This window comes from Dendrosporobacter quercicolus (assembly GCF_900104455.1).
GTDB lineage: Bacteria > Bacillota > Negativicutes > DSM-1736 > Dendrosporobacteraceae > Dendrosporobacter > Dendrosporobacter quercicolus.
The window spans coordinates 176,925-197,741 of record NZ_FNHB01000007.1; the positions used below are offsets into that span (position 1 = coordinate 176,925).

Here is a 20,817-nt window from a genome sequence, read left to right on the forward strand (position 1 = left end):
ATTTGAGGAGGAATTTTATGCGAACTACATGGAAAAAAACTTTGATCTTCACGCTGATTGCCGTAATGGCAATTACTTTGGGACTGGCCGGCTGCGGCGGCCAGCCGGAAAGCGGACAAAACGGGAAAAAAACGGTGCGGCTTGGTTATGTCAATTGGGCTGAAGGGGTTGCCATGACCTATTTGGCCAAAGTTGTTTTAGAAGAAAAAATGGGCTACCAGGTTGAGGTAACCATGGCTGATGTTGCGCCAGTATTTTCATCTGTCGCCAATGGCGACTATGATGCTTTTCTGGATACCTGGCTGCCGGTGACGCATGAAACCTATATGAAGGAATATGGCGACAGGCTGGTAGATCTGGGCACAAGCTTTGTGGGAGGACGGATTGGCCTGGTTGTTCCGGAATATGTTACCATCAACAGTATTGAGGAATTAAATTCGGTGAAAGACAAAATGGACGGCAGGATTGTCGGCGTTGATTCAGGAGCCGGTATGATGAAGGCGACCGATCAGGTGATCAAAGATTATCAGCTTGATTATCAGCTGATGAGTAGCAGCGGCCCGGCAATGACTGCGGCGCTAAAGGATGCGATTGAAAAACAGGAATGGATTGTGGTAACCGGCTGGAAACCTCATTGGAAGTTTGCCACCTGGAAACTGAAATTTCTTGAAGAACCCAAAGGAATCTATGGTGGGGTGGAAAGCATTCATATTGTAGGCCGCAAGGATATTGAGCAGGATTTACCGGAAGTGGCTCAGTTTTTTAAAAACTTTAAACTGAATGATGAACAGCTGGGAAGCCTGATGGGCTTAATTGCTGAGAGTGATGATCCGCTAAAAAGCTCCCGGGAATGGGTGCAAAAGAACGAACAGGTGGTAACTGGCTGGCTGCCGCAAAAGTAGCCGTTGTAAAGGGTTAGCCCCCGCTTTCATGCCGCAAGGCATGGGCGGGGGCTTTACATATTTTGCTTGTTTTACGGTAAATCTATGTTCGGGCGGTAATTTTGCAAAAAAAGGGATAATTTTTTCCAATTTAGCAGGAATAATTGAATCAAAAGCGAATACAGTAGTAAAATAACTGCTTAATGATTTTGGTAGTAGTAAAAAAACTAAACAAGAGGTGCAAGGTTTATGGCAAAAAAATTGAAAGCTTTACTCATTGGCGATGCGATGATTGTTGGCAGCGAATTTCAGCTTGCCGCCCAAAAATATCTTAGCGGCTTTACCTCGGAGGTAAAGGTGAGCGACTGGGAACCGGACTGGCAAAAGCTCCAGGCCAGACGGCTGGAGGTCGAAAAGAAAGGCCCTGAGATTGAAGAAGTGGATGCGCTCATCAAAGCCGAAGGAAAAGACGCCGAACTACTGGCCGGGTTATTTCTGCCTATTTCTTCAAAAGTATTTGACGCCATGCCGAATTTGAAAATTGCCGGTGTATCACGGGCTGGTTTGGAGAATGTGAACGTTAAGGAAGCCACGAAACGCGGTATTCTGGTGTTCAATATTGAAGGCCGCAATGCTGAAGCCGTATCAGATTTTGCCGTTGGCCTGATGTTATCGGAATGCCGAAATATTGCCAGAGCCCATTTTGCGATCAAAAACGGGCAGTGGCGCAAGGCGTTTTCCAATTCCAGCTGGGTACCCGAATTAAAGGGCAAGAATGTCGGCATCGTCGGCTTTGGCTATATCGGGCGGCTGGTTGCGCAAAAACTATCCGGGTTCGGCGTCAATATTCTGGTATACGATCCTTTTGTCAAGCCTGAAGACGTTAGCGCCGCCGGCGCCACTCTGGTAGAAAAAGACAAGCTGTTTAGCGACAGTGATTTTATCAGCCTGCATGCCCGTATGAGCGAAAGCACGAAAAATATGGTAGGGGCCAAAGAACTGGGATTGATGAAATCAACGGCTTATTTAATCAATACCGGCCGGGCCGGTTTGGTGGATGAGCAAGCCCTGCTTAGTGTTCTGCGGGAGAAAAAAATTGCCGGCGCCGGGCTTGATGTATTTTTAGATGAACCCTTAAAACCCGATAGTGAGTTTTTAACGCTGGATAATGTAACGTTGTCCACCCACATTGCCGGCACAACGAAAGAAGCGCTGACCCGCTCGCCGGAAATTTTGCTGGAGGATATCAGCAAGCTCCTGCAGGGGCAGAAACCGCGTTTTGTCATCAATAAAGAGGTGCTTGAGCAGCCTGCATTTAAAGAATGGCTGGCAGGTGTTCAGCAATGATGGTCAATTTAGCCCAATTGCTGCCTGATGCCCGGAGAAAAAGATACGCGATTGGTTCTTTCAATGTCTACAACTATGAAACGATTCGCGGCGTTATTGAAGCAAATAATGAACTGGGCTATCCGGCAATTGTAGCCTTTGGTGAAAATTATCTCACCAATATGACCGTTGATGAGGTTTTTGCGCTGGTTGACGCTATGTCCAAAAGGGTAAAAATCCCCCTGGCGCTCCATTTGGATCATTGCAAGTCCTTTGACCATATCGTCCAGGCCATAAAAGCCGGCTTTACTTCGGTAATGTATGATGGCTCCAGCCTGCCTTTTGAAGAGAATATCAAACAGACTGCCCAGATCGCAGCCATTGCTCATGCCGCTAATGTCAGTGTGGAAGCCGAACTCGGCGCTTTAGCCGGCGGGGAGTTTTCCAATGAAGAGTCTGGTGAGGAAATTTACACCAATCCGGAGCAGGCCGCCAGGTTTGTCGCTGAAACAAAGGTTGATGCGCTGGCTGTTTCGATCGGTACCGTACATGGCATGTATAAAGGCACGCCCAAGGTAGACGTGGAAATTCTCAAGAAAATTGCTGCTCAGGTGGACTTGCCGCTCGTTTTGCATGGCGGCTCAGGAACGCCGGAGGAAATTGTGAAGAGATGCATCAGAAATGGCATTGCCAAAATTAACGTCAATACTGAGATTTCTTTGTATACGATAGAAAAAGTGAAGGAACTGCTTCAGTCAGGAAAAGCTTATCATTTATCACAGCTGGCGTGTAAAGAAGTTGACTATGTCAAGGAAGTTGTTAAAAAGTATTCAACAATGTTTCGGGCGATTTAGCCGAAGCGATCATTTCAAACCCCTTAAGGGGTTTGAAATGGGTTGATTTTTTGCAATAATGCTAAAATTGCGAATGAGAAACGGAGGCGGAAAAATGGAACATATTTTGGTGCTTGATGTTGGTACCTCCAGTTTAAAAGCCATGCTTTACGACATTACCGGCAAGCTGTTAAACCGGGCATCACATGAATATCACTCGGATTTTTTCAGCAATAACCATGTTGAGCAAAATCCGCTGACCTGGCAGGATTCTTTAATTATTACGTTGAAGAAGTCAAGTAATTTTATCCGGGACAATAACCTTTCTATTGATGCAATTGTTGTAACTTCCCAGCGCGCTTCGGTTATTCCGGTCGATCATGCAGGGGAGACGCTTCATCCCGCCATCATGTGGCAGGACCGGCGGAGTATGGCGCAATGCGATCAATTGCTGGGCGAGCTAGGCCTTGAAGAAATTTACCGGCGTACCGGTCTAAGGGCCAACCCTTATTTTTCCGTGCCGAAGATGATGTGGCTCAAGGATGAGCGGCCGGAAATATACAAGAAGGCGGAAAAACTGATCGGCGTGCAGGATTATGTTGTAAAGCTGTTGACCGGTGTATATGTTACCGACTGGACGCAGGCTTGCCGGACTTTGCTAATGAATATTAACACTTTTCAATGGGATGAAGATATGGTAAGGATCAGTGGAATTCCATTGAGTAAATTGCCTGAGTTATGCCCGCCGGGAGCGCAGGCCGGCTTGCTGGAAAGCGGTATTGCCGGATTGACGGGTTTAAAGACCGGGATCCCGGTGATTATCGGCGGCGGGGATCAGCAATGCGCTGCGCTGGCGCTCAATATTCTGCGTCCCGGATATGCCGAGGCCAATACCGGAACAGGCTCTTTTGTCATTGCCTACTCCGAAGCGCCGCAATTCGACGCCCAAAGCCGTACCCTGTGCAGTGCAGCAGCTATTCCGGGCAAGTGGATTGTAGAAGCCGGCATATTCAATACCGGGTCAATCCATCGCTGGTTTAGGGAACAGTTTTATCCTGAAGGCGAAAAGTCTTATGAAATCATCAATAAAGAAGCCGCTGAGTCCCCGGTTGGAGCTAACGGCGTCATGATGTTGTCCCATTTTGAAGGCAGCGCCGCTCCTTACTGGAATCCACTGGCGAAGGGCATGTTCCTTAATTTATCCCTGGGAACGCAGCGCCGCGACTTTACCAGGGCAATTTTAGAAGGAATTTCATTGGAGATTGCGCATAACCTTTCGCTCATTGAAAACCTGGTGCCGGAAATGTCCACCGTTAGTGTCGCGGGCGGTCTGGTGGCCTTTGATCTCTTTAATCAGATTCAGGCGGATTGTTTTAATAAACGGGTTATCCGCTATGATAACAGCGAAGCCTCTTCCCTGGGCGCGCTAATGAGCGCGGCAGTCTCCCTGGGCATCTATCAGGATCATGCCGCTGCCTTCCAGGCCATTTGTCCAAACCAGCCCATTGTATTCCAGCCTGATCCGGTCAATGTCGATAAATACCGCATTCTCTTCAAGCGCAAAGACGAGCTGTATCAATCTCTTCACCGGTGCGGTATTTATGAATTGTTTAGCAATCCACTATAGGTTCATATAAATGTGATAAACAAAACTAAAGGGGGAGAGAAAGAATGAGTACAACTGCAGCACTCATGTTAGTGCTACTGGCCTCAATCGGCTTGATCGTGTTCCTGATTATGAAAGTACGTCTGCACACCTTCGTAACCTTAATTGTGGCCTGCATGTTCGTCGGTTTTGCGACCGGCATGCCGCTGGCGAAGATTGGCGCCTCTATTGAGGCCGGGATGGGAGGTACTTTGGGCTTTTTAGCCACAATCCTGGGTCTTGGCACAATTTTGGGCAAAATGCTGGAAGTCTCGCATGGCGCACAGCGTCTGGCCCGCACGATGATTGAAGCTTTAGGCAAGCAAAGAGCCGGCTGGGCAATGATGATTGTCGGCTTTGTGGCCGGTATTCCGGTTTTTTTCCAAGTTGGGTTTGTGCTGTTAATTCCTCTGGTATTCAGCGTTGCCAAGGAAACCGGGCTGTCGATGGTGAGCATTGGTATTCCGACGGCGATTTCGCTGATTACGGTACATTGTATTTTACCGCCCCATCCGGCGGCAATGGCAATTGCCGGATCATTAAAGGCCGACATCGGGCGGGTTATTCTCTATGGCATCATTGTGGGATTGCCGTCGGCAATTATTGCCGGTCCGCTATGGGCCAATCTGATTGGCGATAAATTCAAGTTTACGCTGCCGGAGAGTCTGCAAAAGACGGAAATGGTATCAGAAAAAGATATGCCTTCCTTTGGCGTCACACTGTTTACCATTATGCTCCCGCTGCTGATTATGGTTTCCAAAACAATTATCGAATTAAATTTCCCCAAAGATGCTTCATTTATGCCTATTGTAAATTTTATCGGTAATCCGATTACCGCATTACTTATTTCAACTTTTGTCGCTTATTACACGTTAGGGCTGGCCCGCGGCTTTGATATGAAACAGCTGTTGGCCTTTACCGACCAATGCTTTGGACCTGTAGCCGGCATCCTGCTGGTTATCGGCGGCGGCGGGGCTTTTAACAAAGTTCTGATTGACAGCGGACTGGGCACCGAACTGGCTAAGGTCTTGACCGGCTTATCCATGAATCCTCTGCTCCTGGCGTGGGTAGTCGCCGTTGTTATGCGGTTTTCAGTGGGATCGGCTACAGTCGCCATGATGACGGCGGTTGGCATTGTTATGCCGGTACTGTCGGCGTATCCCGGCCTTGACCCGGCGTTGGTGGCGGTGGCCGTCGGAGCCGGCGCTATCAGCTTTTCTCATGTCAATGATTCGGGTTTCTGGATTGTCAAAGAATTTTTTGGCTTGTCGGTAACCGATACCTTAAAGTCCTATACAACCGCAACCTGCATCGCAGCCGTAGTTGCAATTATTATTACCATGATATTGGCTCAAATTGTCTAAATAGTTTCAGGTATCATAAAAAGAGCGGCCAGTCCGCTCTTTTTGTGCAACCGGCAGGTAGTTGATTTTGGGATTCCAAACTTAAGGAGAGCGGATATGAGTATTCAACAGGAAATACTGTTAACCGTTATGGGCATTATCCTCACGGTCAATTTGATTGCCGTCGCAGGCATGGCGATTTGTGTTTCACCGGATTTTTGGCAGTCTTTTCTTCAGTATGGACTAGGGTTGTTGGTCGTGCTGCAATTATTGAGCGGAGTGGTTGTGTGGCTGTGGTTAAAAAAGCTGTTCACGCCTTTGCAATTGATCCGGCAAGGTGTTGACAGCCTGGGAACGGGCAATTTGACTTCACCGATCGACTATCCGGGCAGGAATGCTTTTGGCCAAATGATCGGCGGATTTAATGAAACCATTGCCAAGCTCAAAGGTATGGTGGGAACGGTGCGGGGGGAGACGGAAAAACTTTCAGGCTCCAGTGTGGAATTGGCGGCTGTGGCCAATGAGGCCAAACGGGCCGTTGAGGCAATTGCCCAGAGTGCGACGGAAATAGCCGGAAATTCGCAGGAAATCGAACATATGGCGCAGCAGGCGGCGCAAGGCACCGACCGGGTTGCAGATCTATCGCAAAAAACTTCCGACAGGCTGAAAATCCTGGCCGGTAACGCCGAAGCCATTGGCGTAGCGGCCGATAGCGGCAAAACGGCGATTCAGGAGGTTACCGCGGCAATTAGCAAGATTGCCGTACAGGCGGAAAATAATACCGCCAAGGTGGTAAGCGTGGGGGCAAAATCCAATCAGATCAGAGAAATCGCCGATATGATCCAGACAATTACCAAACAAACTGATTTATTGGCGCTCAATGCGGCGATTGAGGCGGCAAGAGCAGGCGAACATGGCCGGGGATTCGCCGTTGTCGCCGAGGAAGTGCGGAAGCTGGCCGAACAGTCGCAGGGGGCAGCCGGGCAAATCAATACAATTATTGACCAAATGCTCACCGATATGAATGAGGTAATTACTGTTTTTAAAACAACATCAGGTGAAATTAATGCCGAGGTCGGCAAAATGGGGCAGGCCAATGACAACTTTAGTGAGATCACCCGTTGTATTGCGCCGGTGCGGAGCGAAATCAGGGATGTCGTGCAAATGGCTGACGAGCAGGCCGGGTTTGCCGGAACCTTAAAGCAGGCGGTAGACCAGGTGGTCCGCGTATCACAGGAGGCGTCGGCATCTACCGAAACGACGGCCGCCGGCACCCAGCAGGTAAGCGCTTCCATCGATGAGATTGCCAATAACGCCCGTTCTTTATCGCGGCTTGCGGGTGAGCTGGAACAGGCGGTAATGGGCTTTAAATTATCAGACAGACAGCTGATCCGCGTGGCTTTCAGTTTGTCTGATTCTTCGACCTCCTATCTTGGTATGCAGCATTTTGCTAAATTGCTTAATGAAAAAGCCCCCGGACGGTATGAAGTTAAGATCTACCATAGCGCCCAGTTGGGTGAAGATCCCGAAATGCTGGAAAAACTCCAGCAGGGTCAGCTGGAAATGACCTTTATGTCATCAACTCCGGTTGCCGCAATTGCCCAGGAATTTATGCTGTTTGATTTTCCATTTTTGTTCAAAGATGAGCAAACCGTTGACAGAATACTGCAGGGACGGTTTGGGGCCAAAATACTGCAAGCTCTTAATAGCTACGGTTTTCACGGCCTGGCGCTGGCCGAAAATGGGTTTCGTGATTTAACCAATTCCAGACGGGAGGTATGCCGGCTGGAAGACTTTAAAGGCCTGAAAATCAGGACAATGGTCAATCCCGTCCATTTGGACACTTTTCGCTGCTTAGGGGCTGAAGCTGTCCCTATTCCGTTTGGTCAGCTGTATTCAGCGTTAAGTCAGGGTACGGTTGACGGGCAGGAAAACCCACTGTCCACCATTTCCAGCAGCAATTTCTATGAAGTGCAGAAATACCTGACATTGAGTCATCATGTGTATACGCCGTTTGTCATGCTGTATTCCGGCAAGCTGTGGGATGAACTTCCGGCTGCCGATCAGGCGGTAATTGAAGCCGCCGCAAGGCAAAGCGCTCTCTATACTACTGAGATCAACCGCAAAATGACCGGCGGAATTATTCCTGAATTAGAGCGGAACGGCATGAAAATTGCGCGGATTTCCGATGATGAACTGGCTCGTATTCAACAGGCGGTAACGCCTGTTTATGAAAAATACAAAGGCCAGGTTCAGGATTTACTGGAGGAGCTGCGCCGCGAAATAAAACAGTAGCAGCCGGGGGATTTTGCGCAATTGAGCAAATGCAGGAATGGAAACCGTGCAGTGTTGTCATAACGGTTAGATTAACGCGGGGCGCTTGGCGGTGTGCATACCGGCCATAAGACGCCTGACGGCGGCGCAGTTTGCCAAACCCCGTCCGGTCAGGCGTGCTGCTGTACCGGAACTTGACAGACAAGCCGCCTCTTCTTATAATTCAATTGAACTTCAATTCATTTTTTTAACGGAGGCTGCTATGTCGAATCTATTTTCGCAGATACGAACGCGCTATCATGTGTTGTCGCCGGCGCAAAAACACATTGCGGATTTTGTGCTGAATAACTCGGAACAGGTGATGTTATTTTCCCTGGGAGATCTAGCCGAGAAATGCAGTACCAGTGAAACCACAATTCTGCGTTTTTTACGTAAACTTGGGTTTGATTCCTATCAGGTGTTCCGGGTTAAAATTGCCCAGGATTTATCCAACAATACTACGCAGGCTATTTATGAAGAAATCCAGAACGGCGATACCGCGGAACAAATCCGTCAAAAAGTTATCATGTCGACGGTAGCTTCTATTCAGGACCTGAATAATCTGATTGATCCCGAATTGCTGGTTAAGGTAGCGGACCTTATTACCAAAGCCCAGCGGATTTTATTTTGCGGCGCCGGCGCTTCCGGCGCGGTTGCTATTGATGCATTTCATAAATTTTTGCGGCTGGGTTTTGATGTGTCCTACCATAATGACGCTCATTTTATGAGCATCGCCTGCGCCAGCGCCGATGAAAAGGCCTTGGTAGTGGTCATCAGCCATTCCGGCGAAAGCCGGGATATTCTGGATGCCGCCAGTCTGGCCAAGGGAAACGGCGCGCCGGTCGTGGCTTTAACCAGCTATGGTCATTCTTCCGTGGTCAAATTCGCCGATTTTGTACTGTTAAGTTCGTCAAATGAAACCAAATACCGCTCGGATGCGATGGTTTCCCGGATACTGCAGCTGGTGATTGTGGATATGCTGTATGTGAACGTGGTATTGAAGCTTGGCAATAAGGGCATTGATCGTGTGAATAAATCCCGGTTGGCGGTTGCCAAGAAGAAGGTCTAAAAAATTGTCCGGGGAAAAGGGTGTCGCAAAACGTTTTTCAAAAAAAAACGTAATGCGGCGCTCTTTTTTTGACAAAAACAGGGGGGACAGATCCCTCGTTGCAAAAGCAACAAGGGATCTGTCCCCTGTTTGAATACGGTTTTCCAGCTACGGACGAGTTAGCGTTTTTGGATTGCTTGCAAGCGTTCCGCTGTGACAGCCCTTTTTTATCGCGACGGTGTCCTATGCCGGTATTCCTGCAACAGCCCGGAGCGCCAGAGGGAAACAGCCAATGGCATAATGTTTACCATAAAATAATTATAGACAGACTGGCATAAATTTGTTAAAGTGTAATAACAAACACATATGTTTTTATGGAAGGGATATATAGAACATTTGTGTTTGTTATTTGCCTAATAATTATGGATTCATTACACAAAGGAGGGGCAGCATATGACTGATTTTGATTTTGGCAGTATGATTAAGAAAGACCGTAGCGAAAGGAAGCATCAGCAGTTTAGCGGAACTTTACTTGACTATTTAGCTATTGTCAAGGAAAACCCCAGTGTAGCTATGCTGGCTCACCGGCGAATGTACGAGTTACTTAGCGATCCTGGTGTGCAGATCTTAAAAACCGAAGAAAATGCCCGGTTGAAGCGGATTCATGGCAGTGGGATTTTGAAAAAATACAATTTCTTTACGAATGATTTTTATGGTATTGACAAAAGCATCATGCAATTGATGCGCTATTTTCATTCAGCGGCAATGAAAGGTGAAGAGGCGCGGCAGGTGCTGTATCTGGTCGGCCCGGTCGGCGCCGGTAAGTCTTCACTAATGGAAGCGTTGAAAAGGGCGCTGGAAATGAGTGCGCCAATCTATGCGTTAAAGGACTGCCCGATGAGGGAGGAACCGCTGCATCTCATTCCCAAGCATTTGCGGCCCGAATTTGAGCAGGTGCTGGGTGTAAAAATTGAGGGTGATCTTTGTCCGGTTTGCCGTCATCGCCTGAAGAATGACTATCAGGGCGAGTATGAAAAATTTCCGGTGACTATGAGCGAGTTTTCCATCAGGTCGCGCAAGGGCGTTGGCGTTGTGCCGCCGGTTGACCCCAATAACCAGGATACCTCGGTACTGTCCGGTTCGGTTGATATTTCCAAAATGGATATGTATGCCGAGGATGATCCCCGGGTGATGTCGCTAAACGGCGCTTTTAATGTCGGTAATCGCGGAATTGTCGAGTTCATTGAGGTTTTTAAAAACGATGTTGAATATTTGCATACCATGATAACAGCAACCCAGGAGAAATCCATCCCCTCGCCCGGCAAAGGCTCGATGATTTACTTTGACGGCATTATCCTGGCCCACTCCAATGAGTCGGAATGGAACCGGTTTAAGTCCGATCACACCAATGAAGCAATTCTGGACAGAATTGTTAAGGTCGAAGTTCCTTATTGCCTGGAGCTCGACGAGGAAGTAAAAATCTACAAAAAGATTCTTAACAACAGTTCTTTTCAGGCTCATATTGCTCCTCATACCCTTGAACTGGCCTCCATGTTTGCCATTTTGTCCAGGCTGAGTCCATCCAATAAAGTGGATGCGCTGACGAAACTGAAAATTTACAATGGCGAAGAAATTGTGGAGAAAGGGTCAACAAAGAAAATTGATATCAGCGAATTGCGGGATGAAGCGAACCGGGAAGGCATGAGCGGCATATCGACCCGCTTTATCATGAAAGCCCTGGGCTCTACGCTGGCTGAGGCGGAAAGCGACTGCATCAATCCCATTGCCCTTCTGGATACGCTGATTAAAGCGGTCAAGGATATGGCTGTGGCCGATGATGACCGGAAACGGTATTTGGGCTTTTTACAGGATGTGTTGAAGAAAGAATACAATAAGATTCTGGAAAAAGAAGTGACCAAGGCTTTTATTCACGGTTATCAGGAGCAGGCGGAAAGCTTATTCAATAATTATCTCGATCATGCCGAAGCCTTTGTTAATTCAACCAAGCTTAAAGACGGCAACACGGGGGAAGAGCTTGAACCTGACAGTAAGTTCCTGCAGTCCATTGAGGAGCAAATCGGCATTACCGGTACGGCTACGCTAGGATTCCGTCAGGATGTTACCGCCTATATGTTTTCGCTGCTGCGCAACGGGGCAAAAATCGATTATCGCAGTTATGAGCCGCTGAAAGAAGCCATAGAGAAAAAATTAACCGTTTCAGTCAAAGAGCTGTCACGGGTGGTGACAAAATCCAGGGTGCGGGATGACGAGCAGGACAGCAAATATAATGCGATGGTGGAAGAAATGAAGCGTAATGGTTACTGCGGCCACTGCTGCAATGTAATATTAAAATATGCCGCTAATAACCTATGGAAGGACTAGTACCGCGCCAATCCTGAAACTGCAAGTGAATGGCGAGACGGCATTGAAGTATCCGCCGGGCTGAAGAAAGGAGGAAGATGCGCATGGCTTTGTTTAAAGAAGGCAGCCTAACTCCATCTGACCGCTCCCAGTGGGACCGGAAGCGGCATCGTCAGCTGGTAGAGCAGGCCATCAAGAAAAATATGGGCGGCATCATTGCTGAAGAGAGCATTATCGGTCAGGACGGCAATAAAAAGTTTAAAATCCCGGTCAAGGGGATCAAAGAATATCAGTTTATTTACGGCGCAAACAATCAGGGCGCAGGTGCGGGAGACGGTACCCAGGAGCGCGGCCAGGTCATTGGCAAGAGGGGCGGACAACCGCAGGCAGGCAATGGCGACCAGGCCGGCAGCCAGCCGGGCGAGGATATCTTCGAGACGGAAATCACGCTGGATGAGCTGGTGCAGTATCTCTTTGAGGATTTGCAGCTGCCGGATATGGAGCGCAAGAAGTTCGCCGTTATTGAAGCAGAGCGAAAATGTAAATTGTCCGGGTATCAGAAAAAAGGCATTCCGCCGCGGCTGGCCAAAAAACGAACGGTTACCGAAAAAATCAAGCGGCTTAAGTCGGCGCTGCGGACCGAGGAGGAAGAGCGCGAGCCAATGGGGCGGCAGGGCTTTATTGAAGATGATTTGCGCTATCGCCGGGTCAAGGAAGAGCTTCGCCGAAACTCTAACGCCGTCGTCATCTGCATTATGGATACGTCCGGATCAATGGATCAGACCCGTAAATATTTAGCCCGCAGTTTTTACTTCCTGTTATATCAGTTTGTCCGTTACAGGCATGAGCAGGTAGAAGTTGTGTTTGTGGCTCATAGTACCGAGGCCCAGGAAGTAACCGAGGACGAATTTTTTCACAAGGGTGAATCCGGGGGAACCTTTATCAGCAGCGGCTATGCCAAAGCGCTGGAAATTATTGAGCAGCGCTACAATCCAGCAGTCTGGAATATTTATGCCTTTCATTGCTCGGATGGCGACAACTGGGACGATGACAACAGCAAAGCAGTCACTCTGGCGAATGAGTTATGCGCGGTCTGCAATTTATTCGGCTATGGCGAGGTAGCCGTAAATTCCTATTATGGCAGCATTCGGGAGCAGTTTAAGGCAGGCGTGAAACACGACAATTTTGTCATTGCGGCGATCAACGCTAAAGAGGACATCTGGCCGGCGTTTAAAAAAATCATCGAGAAGGAAGGGGCCGGAGGTGAAGCGCATGACGGCTGAATACAGCATCAATGATTTAACCTATTGGAACAACCGGATTGAAGAAGCGGTCAAAGCCATTGGCCTGGATTGCTATGAACAGCATTTTGAAATTTGCAGTTGCGAAGATATGCTGTGCTATGAGGCCTATGTCGGCATGCCGGCGCACTATCCCCACTGGAGTTACGGCAAAGCCTATGAGCGGCAGAAAACGTATTATCAGTACAATTTAACCGGCCTGCCATATGAGATGGTCATTAATTCCGATCCCTGCCTCGCCTATTTGATGCGGGACAATACGTTACTGCTGCAAATTCTGACCATGGCTCATGTCTATGGACATAATGATTTTTTCAAAAACAACCGCTTGTTTAAACGGGATACCAGGGCCGAACTGACGCTGGAAATGTTTAAAGCCCATGCCGACAGGGTCAGAAGTTATATTCAGGATCCCGGCATTGGCCCGGATAAGGTAGAGCGGATATTGGACGCCGCTCACGCCCTGCGGTTTCAGGTACCGCGCAACGGACCAGGCAGAGCTGTCAGCCGGCCGGTCTTAAATGAGGAAACCCCTGAAGCGGCAGCCGGCCGGCTGCAGGACGATTTGCTGGGGTTTCTGGCCGAACGGGGCGCGCTGGTGGAGTGGGAGCGGGATTTAGTTCATATTGTCCGGGATGAATCGGTTTATTTTATGCCGCAAATAGAGACTAAAATCATGAATGAAGGCTGGGCCAGCTACTGGCATTATCAAATATTGCAGCAGCTTGAGCTGCCGCAAAAACTGCACCTGGAATTTCTGCAGCGGCATAATCTGGTCGTTCGCCCGCATCAGGGGCAGATCAATCCTTATTTTGTCGGTTTCAAGCTGTTTGAATATCTAAACCGGCAGTATGGCGCGTCGCAGCTGATGACAATCCGGGCTGATGAACGGGATCAGTCTTTTTTGAGGCGGTACCTTACCAGGGAACTTTGCGAGGATTTGTCGCTGTTTACGCATGATGTGCAGGGAGAGGATATTGTTGTAACTGAAGTTTCGGATGACGAAGGCTGGAAAAAAATTCGGGATGTGCTGGCCCAATCAGTCGGGACAGGCAATATCCCGGTGATTAAGCCGCAAAGTGTTGAGCAGGGCAAATTAATGATCGGGCATTCTTTTGACGGACGGGAGCTTGAACTGAACTACGCCCGGGAAACGTTAAACTATGTGGCTGCTTTGTGGGGCGGAACTGTCGAATTGAATACGGTAATCAACGGTCAAACGGTTGTGCTGTCAGCAACCAAAAACTGAATACGGACCAGGCCGTATTACTACAGAGCAAAACGGTCAGCGACCCTCTTGGGTATGCTGACCGTTTTAGTTTCGTAGTGAATTGTCCCATATGGGCCGGAAATGTCGCTTGGCGGGGCCTGGCCGGATATTGCGGCGTTTATGAATGGATTGGCGATTGAGATTTTGGCGTTGTGCTTAGGTCGGGAGGAACTGTCCGCGCTAAATGGATCCAACGGCGGATGGAATCAATCAGAACAATGATGACCAGCACAAACATGATGCCGCTTACTCCGGCTAAGAGATAATTTTTTTGCGGCAGATAGACATTGAAAATATTCATGTAATCGGCGGTAAAGGTAACAGTTGCCAGAAAAGCCATGGGCAGGATGGTGACCCAGGCATACCGCCCTCTGCCCATGCGGAACAGCATGGTAGTGCCAATGGCCAAAGTCAAAGTGCCCAGCAATTGGTTTGAAACGCCAAATAACGGCCAAATGGTGGAGATATTGCCCTGCAGCACAAGATAACCCCAGGCAAAGCAAATCAGGGCGCTGGTAAAGGCAATGCCCGGCCACCAGTGGGGATCTTTGAGCGGTTGGTAAATTACGCCGCCCATTTCCTGCAGCAGATAACGGCCAACCCGTGTACCGGCGTCAATCAGCGTTAAAATAAACAAGGCTTCAAACATAATACAGAAATGATACCAGAAAGACATCAGCGCTTCCATTCCCGGTATTTTTGAAAAAATGTGCGCCATGCCGACCGCCAGAGAGACGGCGCCGCCGGGACGTCCGGCGATATCTTCGCCAACCATTTGGGCCAGATGCGGCAGTTCGTTAACAACCAAGCCCAATTTGGCGAAAGCCGCCGGCGTGGAGTTAATGGCGAAATAATCGGCAGGATGTAAGCTGGTGGCGGCAATCAAGGCCATCAGGGCAACAAAGCTTTCTACCAGCATAGCCCCGTAGCCGATCGGCAGAATTTCTTTTTCGTTGGTGATCATTTTAGGGGTTGTGCCGGTGCTGATTAGCGAGTGAAAGCCCGATAAAGCGCCGCAGGCAATGGTGATAAATACAAACGGCCAGACGGGGCCGCCGATCACCGGCCCGCCGCCATGAATAAACTGGCTGAATGCCGGCATTTGAATTTCCGGCCTGACCAAAATGATGCCAATCGTTAAAGCTGCAATTGTTCCGATTTTCATATAGGTACTGAGATAATCCCGGGGAGCCAGCAGCAGCCATACCGGCAGGGCAGCGGCGAAGAAGCCGTAAAAAGCCAGCATAATCGATAATTGCTTTACATTAAAAGTAAAGTAGGGAGCCAGCGGCGAGTGCTGTATCCATGGACCGGCGAAAACCGCAGCCAGCACCAGCAATACTCCAATGACGGAAGCTTCCTGAATCTTGCCGGGCCGCAGCCAGCGCAGGTAAATTCCGATAAAAATGGCAATGGGGATGGTGGCTGCAACGGTAAAGGTGCCCCACGGGCTGTTGTATAGAGCGTTGGCTACCACTACCGCCATACCGGCGAGGGTAATGACAAGCAGGAATAAGACCGCGATTGAAGTGCAAAAACCCGATACGGTACTTACTTCTTTTTTGGCGATTTGCGCCACCGATAATCCTTCGTGACGAACCGAGGCAAACAGGATAACCATGTCGTGGACAGCGCCTGCAAACACTGCGCCGATTAATAGCCATAGAGTACCCGGCAGGTAACCGAACTGAGCGGCGATGACCGGTCCTACCAGCGGCCCTGCGCCGGCAATGGCAGCAAAATGATGACCGAAGGTGACCCATTTGTTGGTGGGAACGTAATCCCGTCCGTCGTCCAGGCGGACGGCCGGAGGGACCCTGTTTTCATCCAGCGTGAGCACTTTGGCCGCAATGAACGAGCCGTAAATGCGGTAGGCCAGCGTTAACCAAAGCGCGGCGATAATGACAAGATAAATGCCATTCATCCAAAAAACCTCCTTTTTGGTTTAGAGTGATTTCCGAATATAAACATATCGCAATTGCCGCGGCGGGAAAAGGGAAAGGCGGTCAATGGAACAAATTCGGGGATAACCGGAAAGAAAAGCGAGCCGAGTGGAAACCGCGGGAATGGCGGAAAGGGGGGATTCAGCAGGCGGCACGGCTAGTATCTTATCAGGTACCAGTATAATTTTTGCCGCCCATGACCGTTTGGGGGCAGGGGGACTGCAAAGCAATGTCGAATAATATTTAAGTAATAATGGATACTATCCATGGCAGTATATCAATGGCGACACACAACTAACAGAGCGGAGGATTGGATATGTGGCAAAAACCATTTACAGTTTTATTTGGCGGTCAGGCGGGGTATGGCATAATGAGCGCCGGCGCAATGATTGCCAAGGCGGCGGGGCGCAATGGCCTGTGGGCTTTTGTCGTTAATGAATACCCGTCATTAATTAAGGGCGGTCTGAACACCTGTAGCGTTACCCTGGATTCCCAGCCGTTGCAGGCTTATGAAGAACGCCTGGATTTTTTATGCGTTTTATCGCAGCAGGCGCTGGATCAAAACTATGCCAAATTAGATCGCGAGGCTGCCATTTTATATGACAGTGACGCCGTTAAGCCGGATACAGCAAAAATTCCGGCCGGGGTCAGCTTATATCCGGTCAAGCTGATCGGTTCACTTACCGGCGAAACTGCCAAGGTTATGGCAAACAGCGCAATGGTAGGGGCCTTTTGCGCCCTGGCCGGATTTCCAGTGGACCTGATTGCCGACTTAATGAAGTCAGGCTTTATCAAGGCTAAGGTTTTGCAGCCGAATCTGGATCTGCTCCGGCAGAGTTATGAACAGACCCGCAGTCAGTATAGTGAACATAAGGCCTTTCCCCTATTGTTCAAACCGAATGAACAGAAAAAGATGCTGCTCAATGGCAATGATGCCATTGCCATGGGCGCCATCAAGGCCGGCGTTAAATTCGCCGCTGGTTATCCCATGACGCCAGGTTCCAGTGTGTTAACTTATTTAGCCGACCATGCGGCTCAATATGGGTTGATCTTTAAACAAGCCGAAGACGAAATTGCGGCAATCAACATGTTGATTGGGGCCGGATTTGCCGGGGTGCGGGCAATCGGTTCGACCAGCGGCGGCGGTTTTGCGCTCATGACCGAAGCTCTTGGGTTTGCCGCGCAGGGCGAAGTACCGCTTGTTATGGTAAATGCGCAGCGGGGCGGACCCAGCACCGGTCTGCCAACCCGGACCGCGCAGGCCGATCTCAATTTTGTCGTTCACGCCTCCCAGGGCGAATTTCCCCGTATTGTCGTTGCGCCTGGCGATGTTGAGGAATGTTTTGTCGAGACTTACCGGCTGTTTAATCTGGTTGAGAAATATCAGGTGCCGGGGATTATCCTGACCGACAAATATTTGGCCGATTCCAGCATTACTCATCCTTATTTCGAGGAGCAGGGACTGAGCATTGAGCGGGGAAAATTAGTTGATGAAGCCTGGCTCCAGGAAAACCAGCCTTATTTGCGTTATCGCATCACAGACGACGGCGTTTCGCCCCGGGCCATTCCCGGTCAAAAGGGCGGACGGCATATCGTAACCAGCTATACTCACGGTGAAGATGGCTTTTATAGTTCAGGCAATCAGGAATATGCCGAAGAGGAACCTCAGATTACAGCGGCCGGGCTTGATAAATTATTCAATAAAGTACCGGCCATTCTCAACGATATTCCGGGCGTTAAGCTGCATGGCCCGCAGGAAGCCGATCTTACCATCATTGCCTGGGGGTCAAGCAAGGGCGCCATTTTAGAAGCTTTGGCAGCGGTTAAGCAGGAAGGCTATCGCGTCAATTTCCTGCAGGTATTGTATCCCTGTCCCTTTCCGGCTGACGCAGTACAGGAGATTTTGGCGAAAAGCAAAAAGACCCTGTTGATTGAGGGCAATAAAACAGCGCAGTTGGGCGGAATGATCCGGGCCTATACCGGTTTTGCAAGTGATAAAATTTATTTAAAATATGATTCGCGCCCGTTTGTTCCTTCTTTAATCATTGACAAAATAAAGGAGGTTCTGGATTGATGAAAGAGCTGAATACACCGTATGTACCGACCTGGTGCCTGGGCTGCGGAGACTATGGAATTTTACATGCCTGGAAAAAGGCTGTTGCCATGCTTGAACTGGACCCGGAGCAAATTGCCTTAGTCAGCGGGATTGGCTGTTCCAGCAAGATTGCCCAATATGTCAATACTTACCGGATCGAAACCTTGCACGGACGGACTTTACCTGTCGCCACCGGCGTCAAGTTAGCCAATCACCGGCTTACTGTCATTGCCGAAGGCGGCGACGGCGACGGAACCGGGCTGGGAATGGGACATTTTGTTCATACCGCCAGGCGGAATCTTGACATTACCTATTTCATCCACAATAATCAAATTTATGGACTTACCAAGGGGCAAACCTCTCCGACCAGTGATTTGGGGTCAGTTACAAAGTTTACGCCTTTGCCCAAAGGCAATGTTGAGCAGCCGATCAATATCGTTCAAACTGCCTTACAGGTGGGCGCAACTTTTGTGGCCCGCTCAACTGCCGCAGATCCAAACCTGGCGGCAGTCATGGCCAAGGCAATTACCCATAAAGGCTTTGCTGTTGTGGATATTCTGCAGCCTTGCGTATCATTTAACCATGTGAATACTTATCAATGGTATAAGGAGCGGATTTATCGCGTTGATCAATTGCCTGACTATGATCCGGCCGATTATGGCCAAGCGTCCGCTATTGCCGGGCAATGGGGCGATAAAATTCCGGTCGGGGTAATTTACCGGAGCGAGCGGATGATCTTCGAGGAGTCCCTGCCCCAGCTGGCTGCTGAGCCTTTGGCCGGGCAGTCTGTCGAAAATGTTTCAGTGACTTCGCTGATGGATGCTCTGGCCTAGCCTGGAGCGTCTGTGGAGTGTAAAAATTACGGCAATCGCTTGTCAGACCGGCAGTAAACCGGGAAAGCGGCGAGAGCAGCAAAAAAGCTGCCCTGATTTTTCAGGGCAGCTTTTTGAGCTGAAATATAACAATTGATAGTTAAAAAGTAACCGTTTCACCTGTAAAGGCGCATGTCAGTATTTTTTCCAGCGCCGCAGCGTCAGCCGGGCGGGGATTGGAGCCGGTGCAAGGATCAACAGCGGCGTTTTTGGCAATTGTTTTGAGATTGCTGTCAAAAATGTCTGCTGCAACTCCTGCGCTCTCAAGGGTTAAGGGGATGTCCAGCTGCTTGTTTAAATCCTGGATAAACTGGACTAAGCTTGCCGTCTGTTCTTCCGGAGAGGAGCCAGGCAGTTGCAGCTCCCTGGCAATTTTGGCATATTCCTGCAGTGATACAGCCTTGTTGTACTCAATTACATAAGGCAGAAGAAGGGCGTTGGCGCAGCCATGCGGTATGTGGAATAAAGCGCCGATTTTATGAGCCAGGCTGTGGGTGATGCCTAACAGGGCATTGGTAAAAGCCATACCGGCCAGACACTGGGCAATATGCATTTGTTCACGGGCGGAAGAATCGCCGTGAAAGGATTTTAGCAGGTGATCTTTGACCATGAGAATTGCCTGCAGGGCCAATGGATCGGAAAAGGGCGAACGGGCTGTGGCCACGTAGGCTTCCAGGGCATGGGTCAGTGCATCCATGCCGGTATGGGCGACCAGTTTGGGCGGCATCGTTTCAGCAAGATCAGGATCCACAATGGCAATATCGGGAGTTAAATTGTAATCGGCTAACGGATATTTGATTTTCGTACTGTAGTCGGTGATAACCGAAAAGGCCGTTACTTCCGTTGCAGTACCGCTGGTAGAAGGTATGGCGGCAAAACGTGCTTTGGTGCGCAGTGCGGGGACGGTAAAAGGATCTTTGATATCATTGAAGCTTTTGTCCGGGTGTTCATAAAATATCCACATTGCTTTGGCAGCGTCAATTGGCGAGCCGCCGCCAACGGCAATAATCCAGTCAGGCTGGAAATCCCGCATGGTCTGCGCCCCTTTGAACACGGTTTCCACCGAAGGGTCGGGTTCCACTCCTTCGATTAGAGTCACTTCAAAATTGACTTTCTTCAAGGCGGCGACAACTTTATCTAAAATACCAAATTTTTGCATGGAAGAGCCGCCGGTCACGACAACGGCTTTTTTTCCGGTCAGGCCTGACAATACTTCACACATGCAGCCCCTGCCAAAATATATATCTCTGGGAATGGTAAATCTGTTCATGGAATTTCCTCCCTAAAGTTATTATTAACAAATTATGTATATGTTTGATTTTACAATGTTGCAGCAAGGATGTCAATTTTTTGAATTACAGCCCTTAAATGTAGGATTTTAAAAGATATTTCGACAGATGGCAAGGGCGCGATAGCGTTAAAATTCTATGGGATTGTAAAATTTTAGCAGGAATTGTTGAGCAGTATGACGAAATACCCATTACTTACCTGTACAGGTAAGTAATGGGTATTTCGTCATACTGCTGGAGCGTTTGCTGATGATAGCAAAATTTACATAACAAATTATCGGATTTTGCCTGGTAAAA

At 49.1% G+C, this 20,817-nt stretch carries 14 protein-coding genes; 12 read left to right on the forward strand and 2 right to left on the reverse strand.

All coding sequences use genetic code 11. The features are described 5' to 3' along the window. The first annotated feature begins 17 nt into the window (after window positions 1–17). The 10 genes from BLR06_RS13845 to BLR06_RS13890 all read left to right on the forward strand — a co-directional run bounded on the left by BLR06_RS13845 (window position 18) and on the right by BLR06_RS13890 (window position 14,300). Window positions 18–902 (forward strand): glycine betaine ABC transporter substrate-binding protein, encoded by an 885-nt coding sequence (locus BLR06_RS13845; protein ID WP_092074178.1) that lies wholly within the window; start codon window positions 18–20, stop codon window positions 900–902. A gap of 228 nt (window positions 903–1,130) precedes the next feature. Beyond that, entirely contained in the window at window positions 1,131–2,228 is a 1,098-nt protein-coding gene (locus BLR06_RS13850) for a 2-hydroxyacid dehydrogenase (RefSeq protein ID WP_092074179.1), read from the forward strand. Continuing rightward, window positions 2,225–3,061, forward strand: a complete 837-nt coding sequence (locus BLR06_RS13855) for a class II fructose-bisphosphate aldolase (RefSeq protein WP_092074180.1) — start codon at window positions 2,225–2,227, stop codon at window positions 3,059–3,061. The genes BLR06_RS13850 and BLR06_RS13855 overlap by 4 nt, the downstream gene beginning before the upstream one ends. 94 nt (window positions 3,062–3,155) lie before the next feature. After that, window positions 3,156–4,667 (forward strand): FGGY-family carbohydrate kinase, encoded by a 1,512-nt coding sequence (locus BLR06_RS13860; protein WP_092074181.1) that lies wholly within the window; start codon window positions 3,156–3,158, stop codon window positions 4,665–4,667. A 44-nt stretch (window positions 4,668–4,711) separates the two neighbouring features. Next, a complete protein-coding gene (locus tag BLR06_RS13865; protein ID WP_092074182.1) occupies window positions 4,712–6,049 on the forward strand; it encodes a GntT/GntP/DsdX family permease in 1,338 nt (445 codons plus the stop codon). Between the two features lie 96 nt (window positions 6,050–6,145). Further along, the gene (locus BLR06_RS13870) at window positions 6,146–8,323 is read left to right on the forward strand and encodes a DctP family TRAP transporter solute-binding subunit (protein WP_092074183.1); all 2,178 of its coding nucleotides are present in this window, start codon (window positions 6,146–6,148) and stop codon (window positions 8,321–8,323) included. A gap of 241 nt (window positions 8,324–8,564) precedes the next feature. Continuing rightward, window positions 8,565–9,410: a MurR/RpiR family transcriptional regulator gene (locus BLR06_RS13875; RefSeq protein WP_092074227.1), complete on the forward strand. Its 846-nt coding sequence runs from the start codon at window positions 8,565–8,567 to the stop codon at window positions 9,408–9,410. A 432-nt stretch (window positions 9,411–9,842) separates the two neighbouring features. Then, window positions 9,843–11,771 carry a PrkA family serine protein kinase gene (locus tag BLR06_RS13880; protein WP_092074184.1) on the forward strand — a complete coding sequence of 643 codons (1,929 nt, stop codon included), beginning with the start codon at window positions 9,843–9,845 and terminating at the stop codon, window positions 11,769–11,771. 83 nt (window positions 11,772–11,854) lie between these two features. Continuing rightward, window positions 11,855–13,033, forward strand: coding sequence for a sporulation protein YhbH (yhbH, locus tag BLR06_RS13885; RefSeq protein WP_092074185.1), 1,179 nt, complete (start codon window positions 11,855–11,857; stop codon window positions 13,031–13,033). Further along, window positions 13,023–14,300 (forward strand): SpoVR family protein, encoded by a 1,278-nt coding sequence (locus BLR06_RS13890; protein WP_092074186.1) that lies wholly within the window; start codon window positions 13,023–13,025, stop codon window positions 14,298–14,300. The genes yhbH and BLR06_RS13890 overlap by 11 nt, the downstream gene beginning before the upstream one ends. A 139-nt stretch (window positions 14,301–14,439) precedes the next feature. Here BLR06_RS13890 and BLR06_RS13895 read toward each other — a convergent pair whose 3' ends face one another. Continuing rightward, window positions 14,440–16,245, reverse strand: coding sequence for a carbon starvation CstA family protein (locus tag BLR06_RS13895; protein WP_092074187.1), 1,806 nt, complete (start codon window positions 16,243–16,245; stop codon window positions 14,440–14,442). Window positions 16,246–16,580: 335 nt separating this feature from the next. Here BLR06_RS13895 and BLR06_RS13900 point away from each other — a divergent pair, with 335 nt between their 5' ends. Next, the gene (locus tag BLR06_RS13900) at window positions 16,581–18,338 is read left to right on the forward strand and encodes a 2-oxoacid:acceptor oxidoreductase subunit alpha (RefSeq protein WP_092074188.1); all 1,758 of its coding nucleotides are present in this window, start codon (window positions 16,581–16,583) and stop codon (window positions 18,336–18,338) included. Further along, on the forward strand, window positions 18,338–19,192 hold the full coding sequence (locus BLR06_RS13905; RefSeq protein WP_092074189.1) for a 2-oxoacid:ferredoxin oxidoreductase subunit beta: 855 nt from the start codon (window positions 18,338–18,340) through the stop codon (window positions 19,190–19,192). The genes BLR06_RS13900 and BLR06_RS13905 overlap by 1 nt, the downstream gene beginning before the upstream one ends. A 139-nt stretch (window positions 19,193–19,331) precedes the next feature. Here BLR06_RS13905 and BLR06_RS13910 read toward each other — a convergent pair whose 3' ends face one another. Then, complete coding sequence (locus BLR06_RS13910) at window positions 19,332–20,501, reverse strand: iron-containing alcohol dehydrogenase (RefSeq protein ID WP_092074190.1); 1,170 nt, start codon at window positions 20,499–20,501, stop codon at window positions 19,332–19,334. Between the last annotated feature and the right edge of the window lie 316 nt (window positions 20,502–20,817).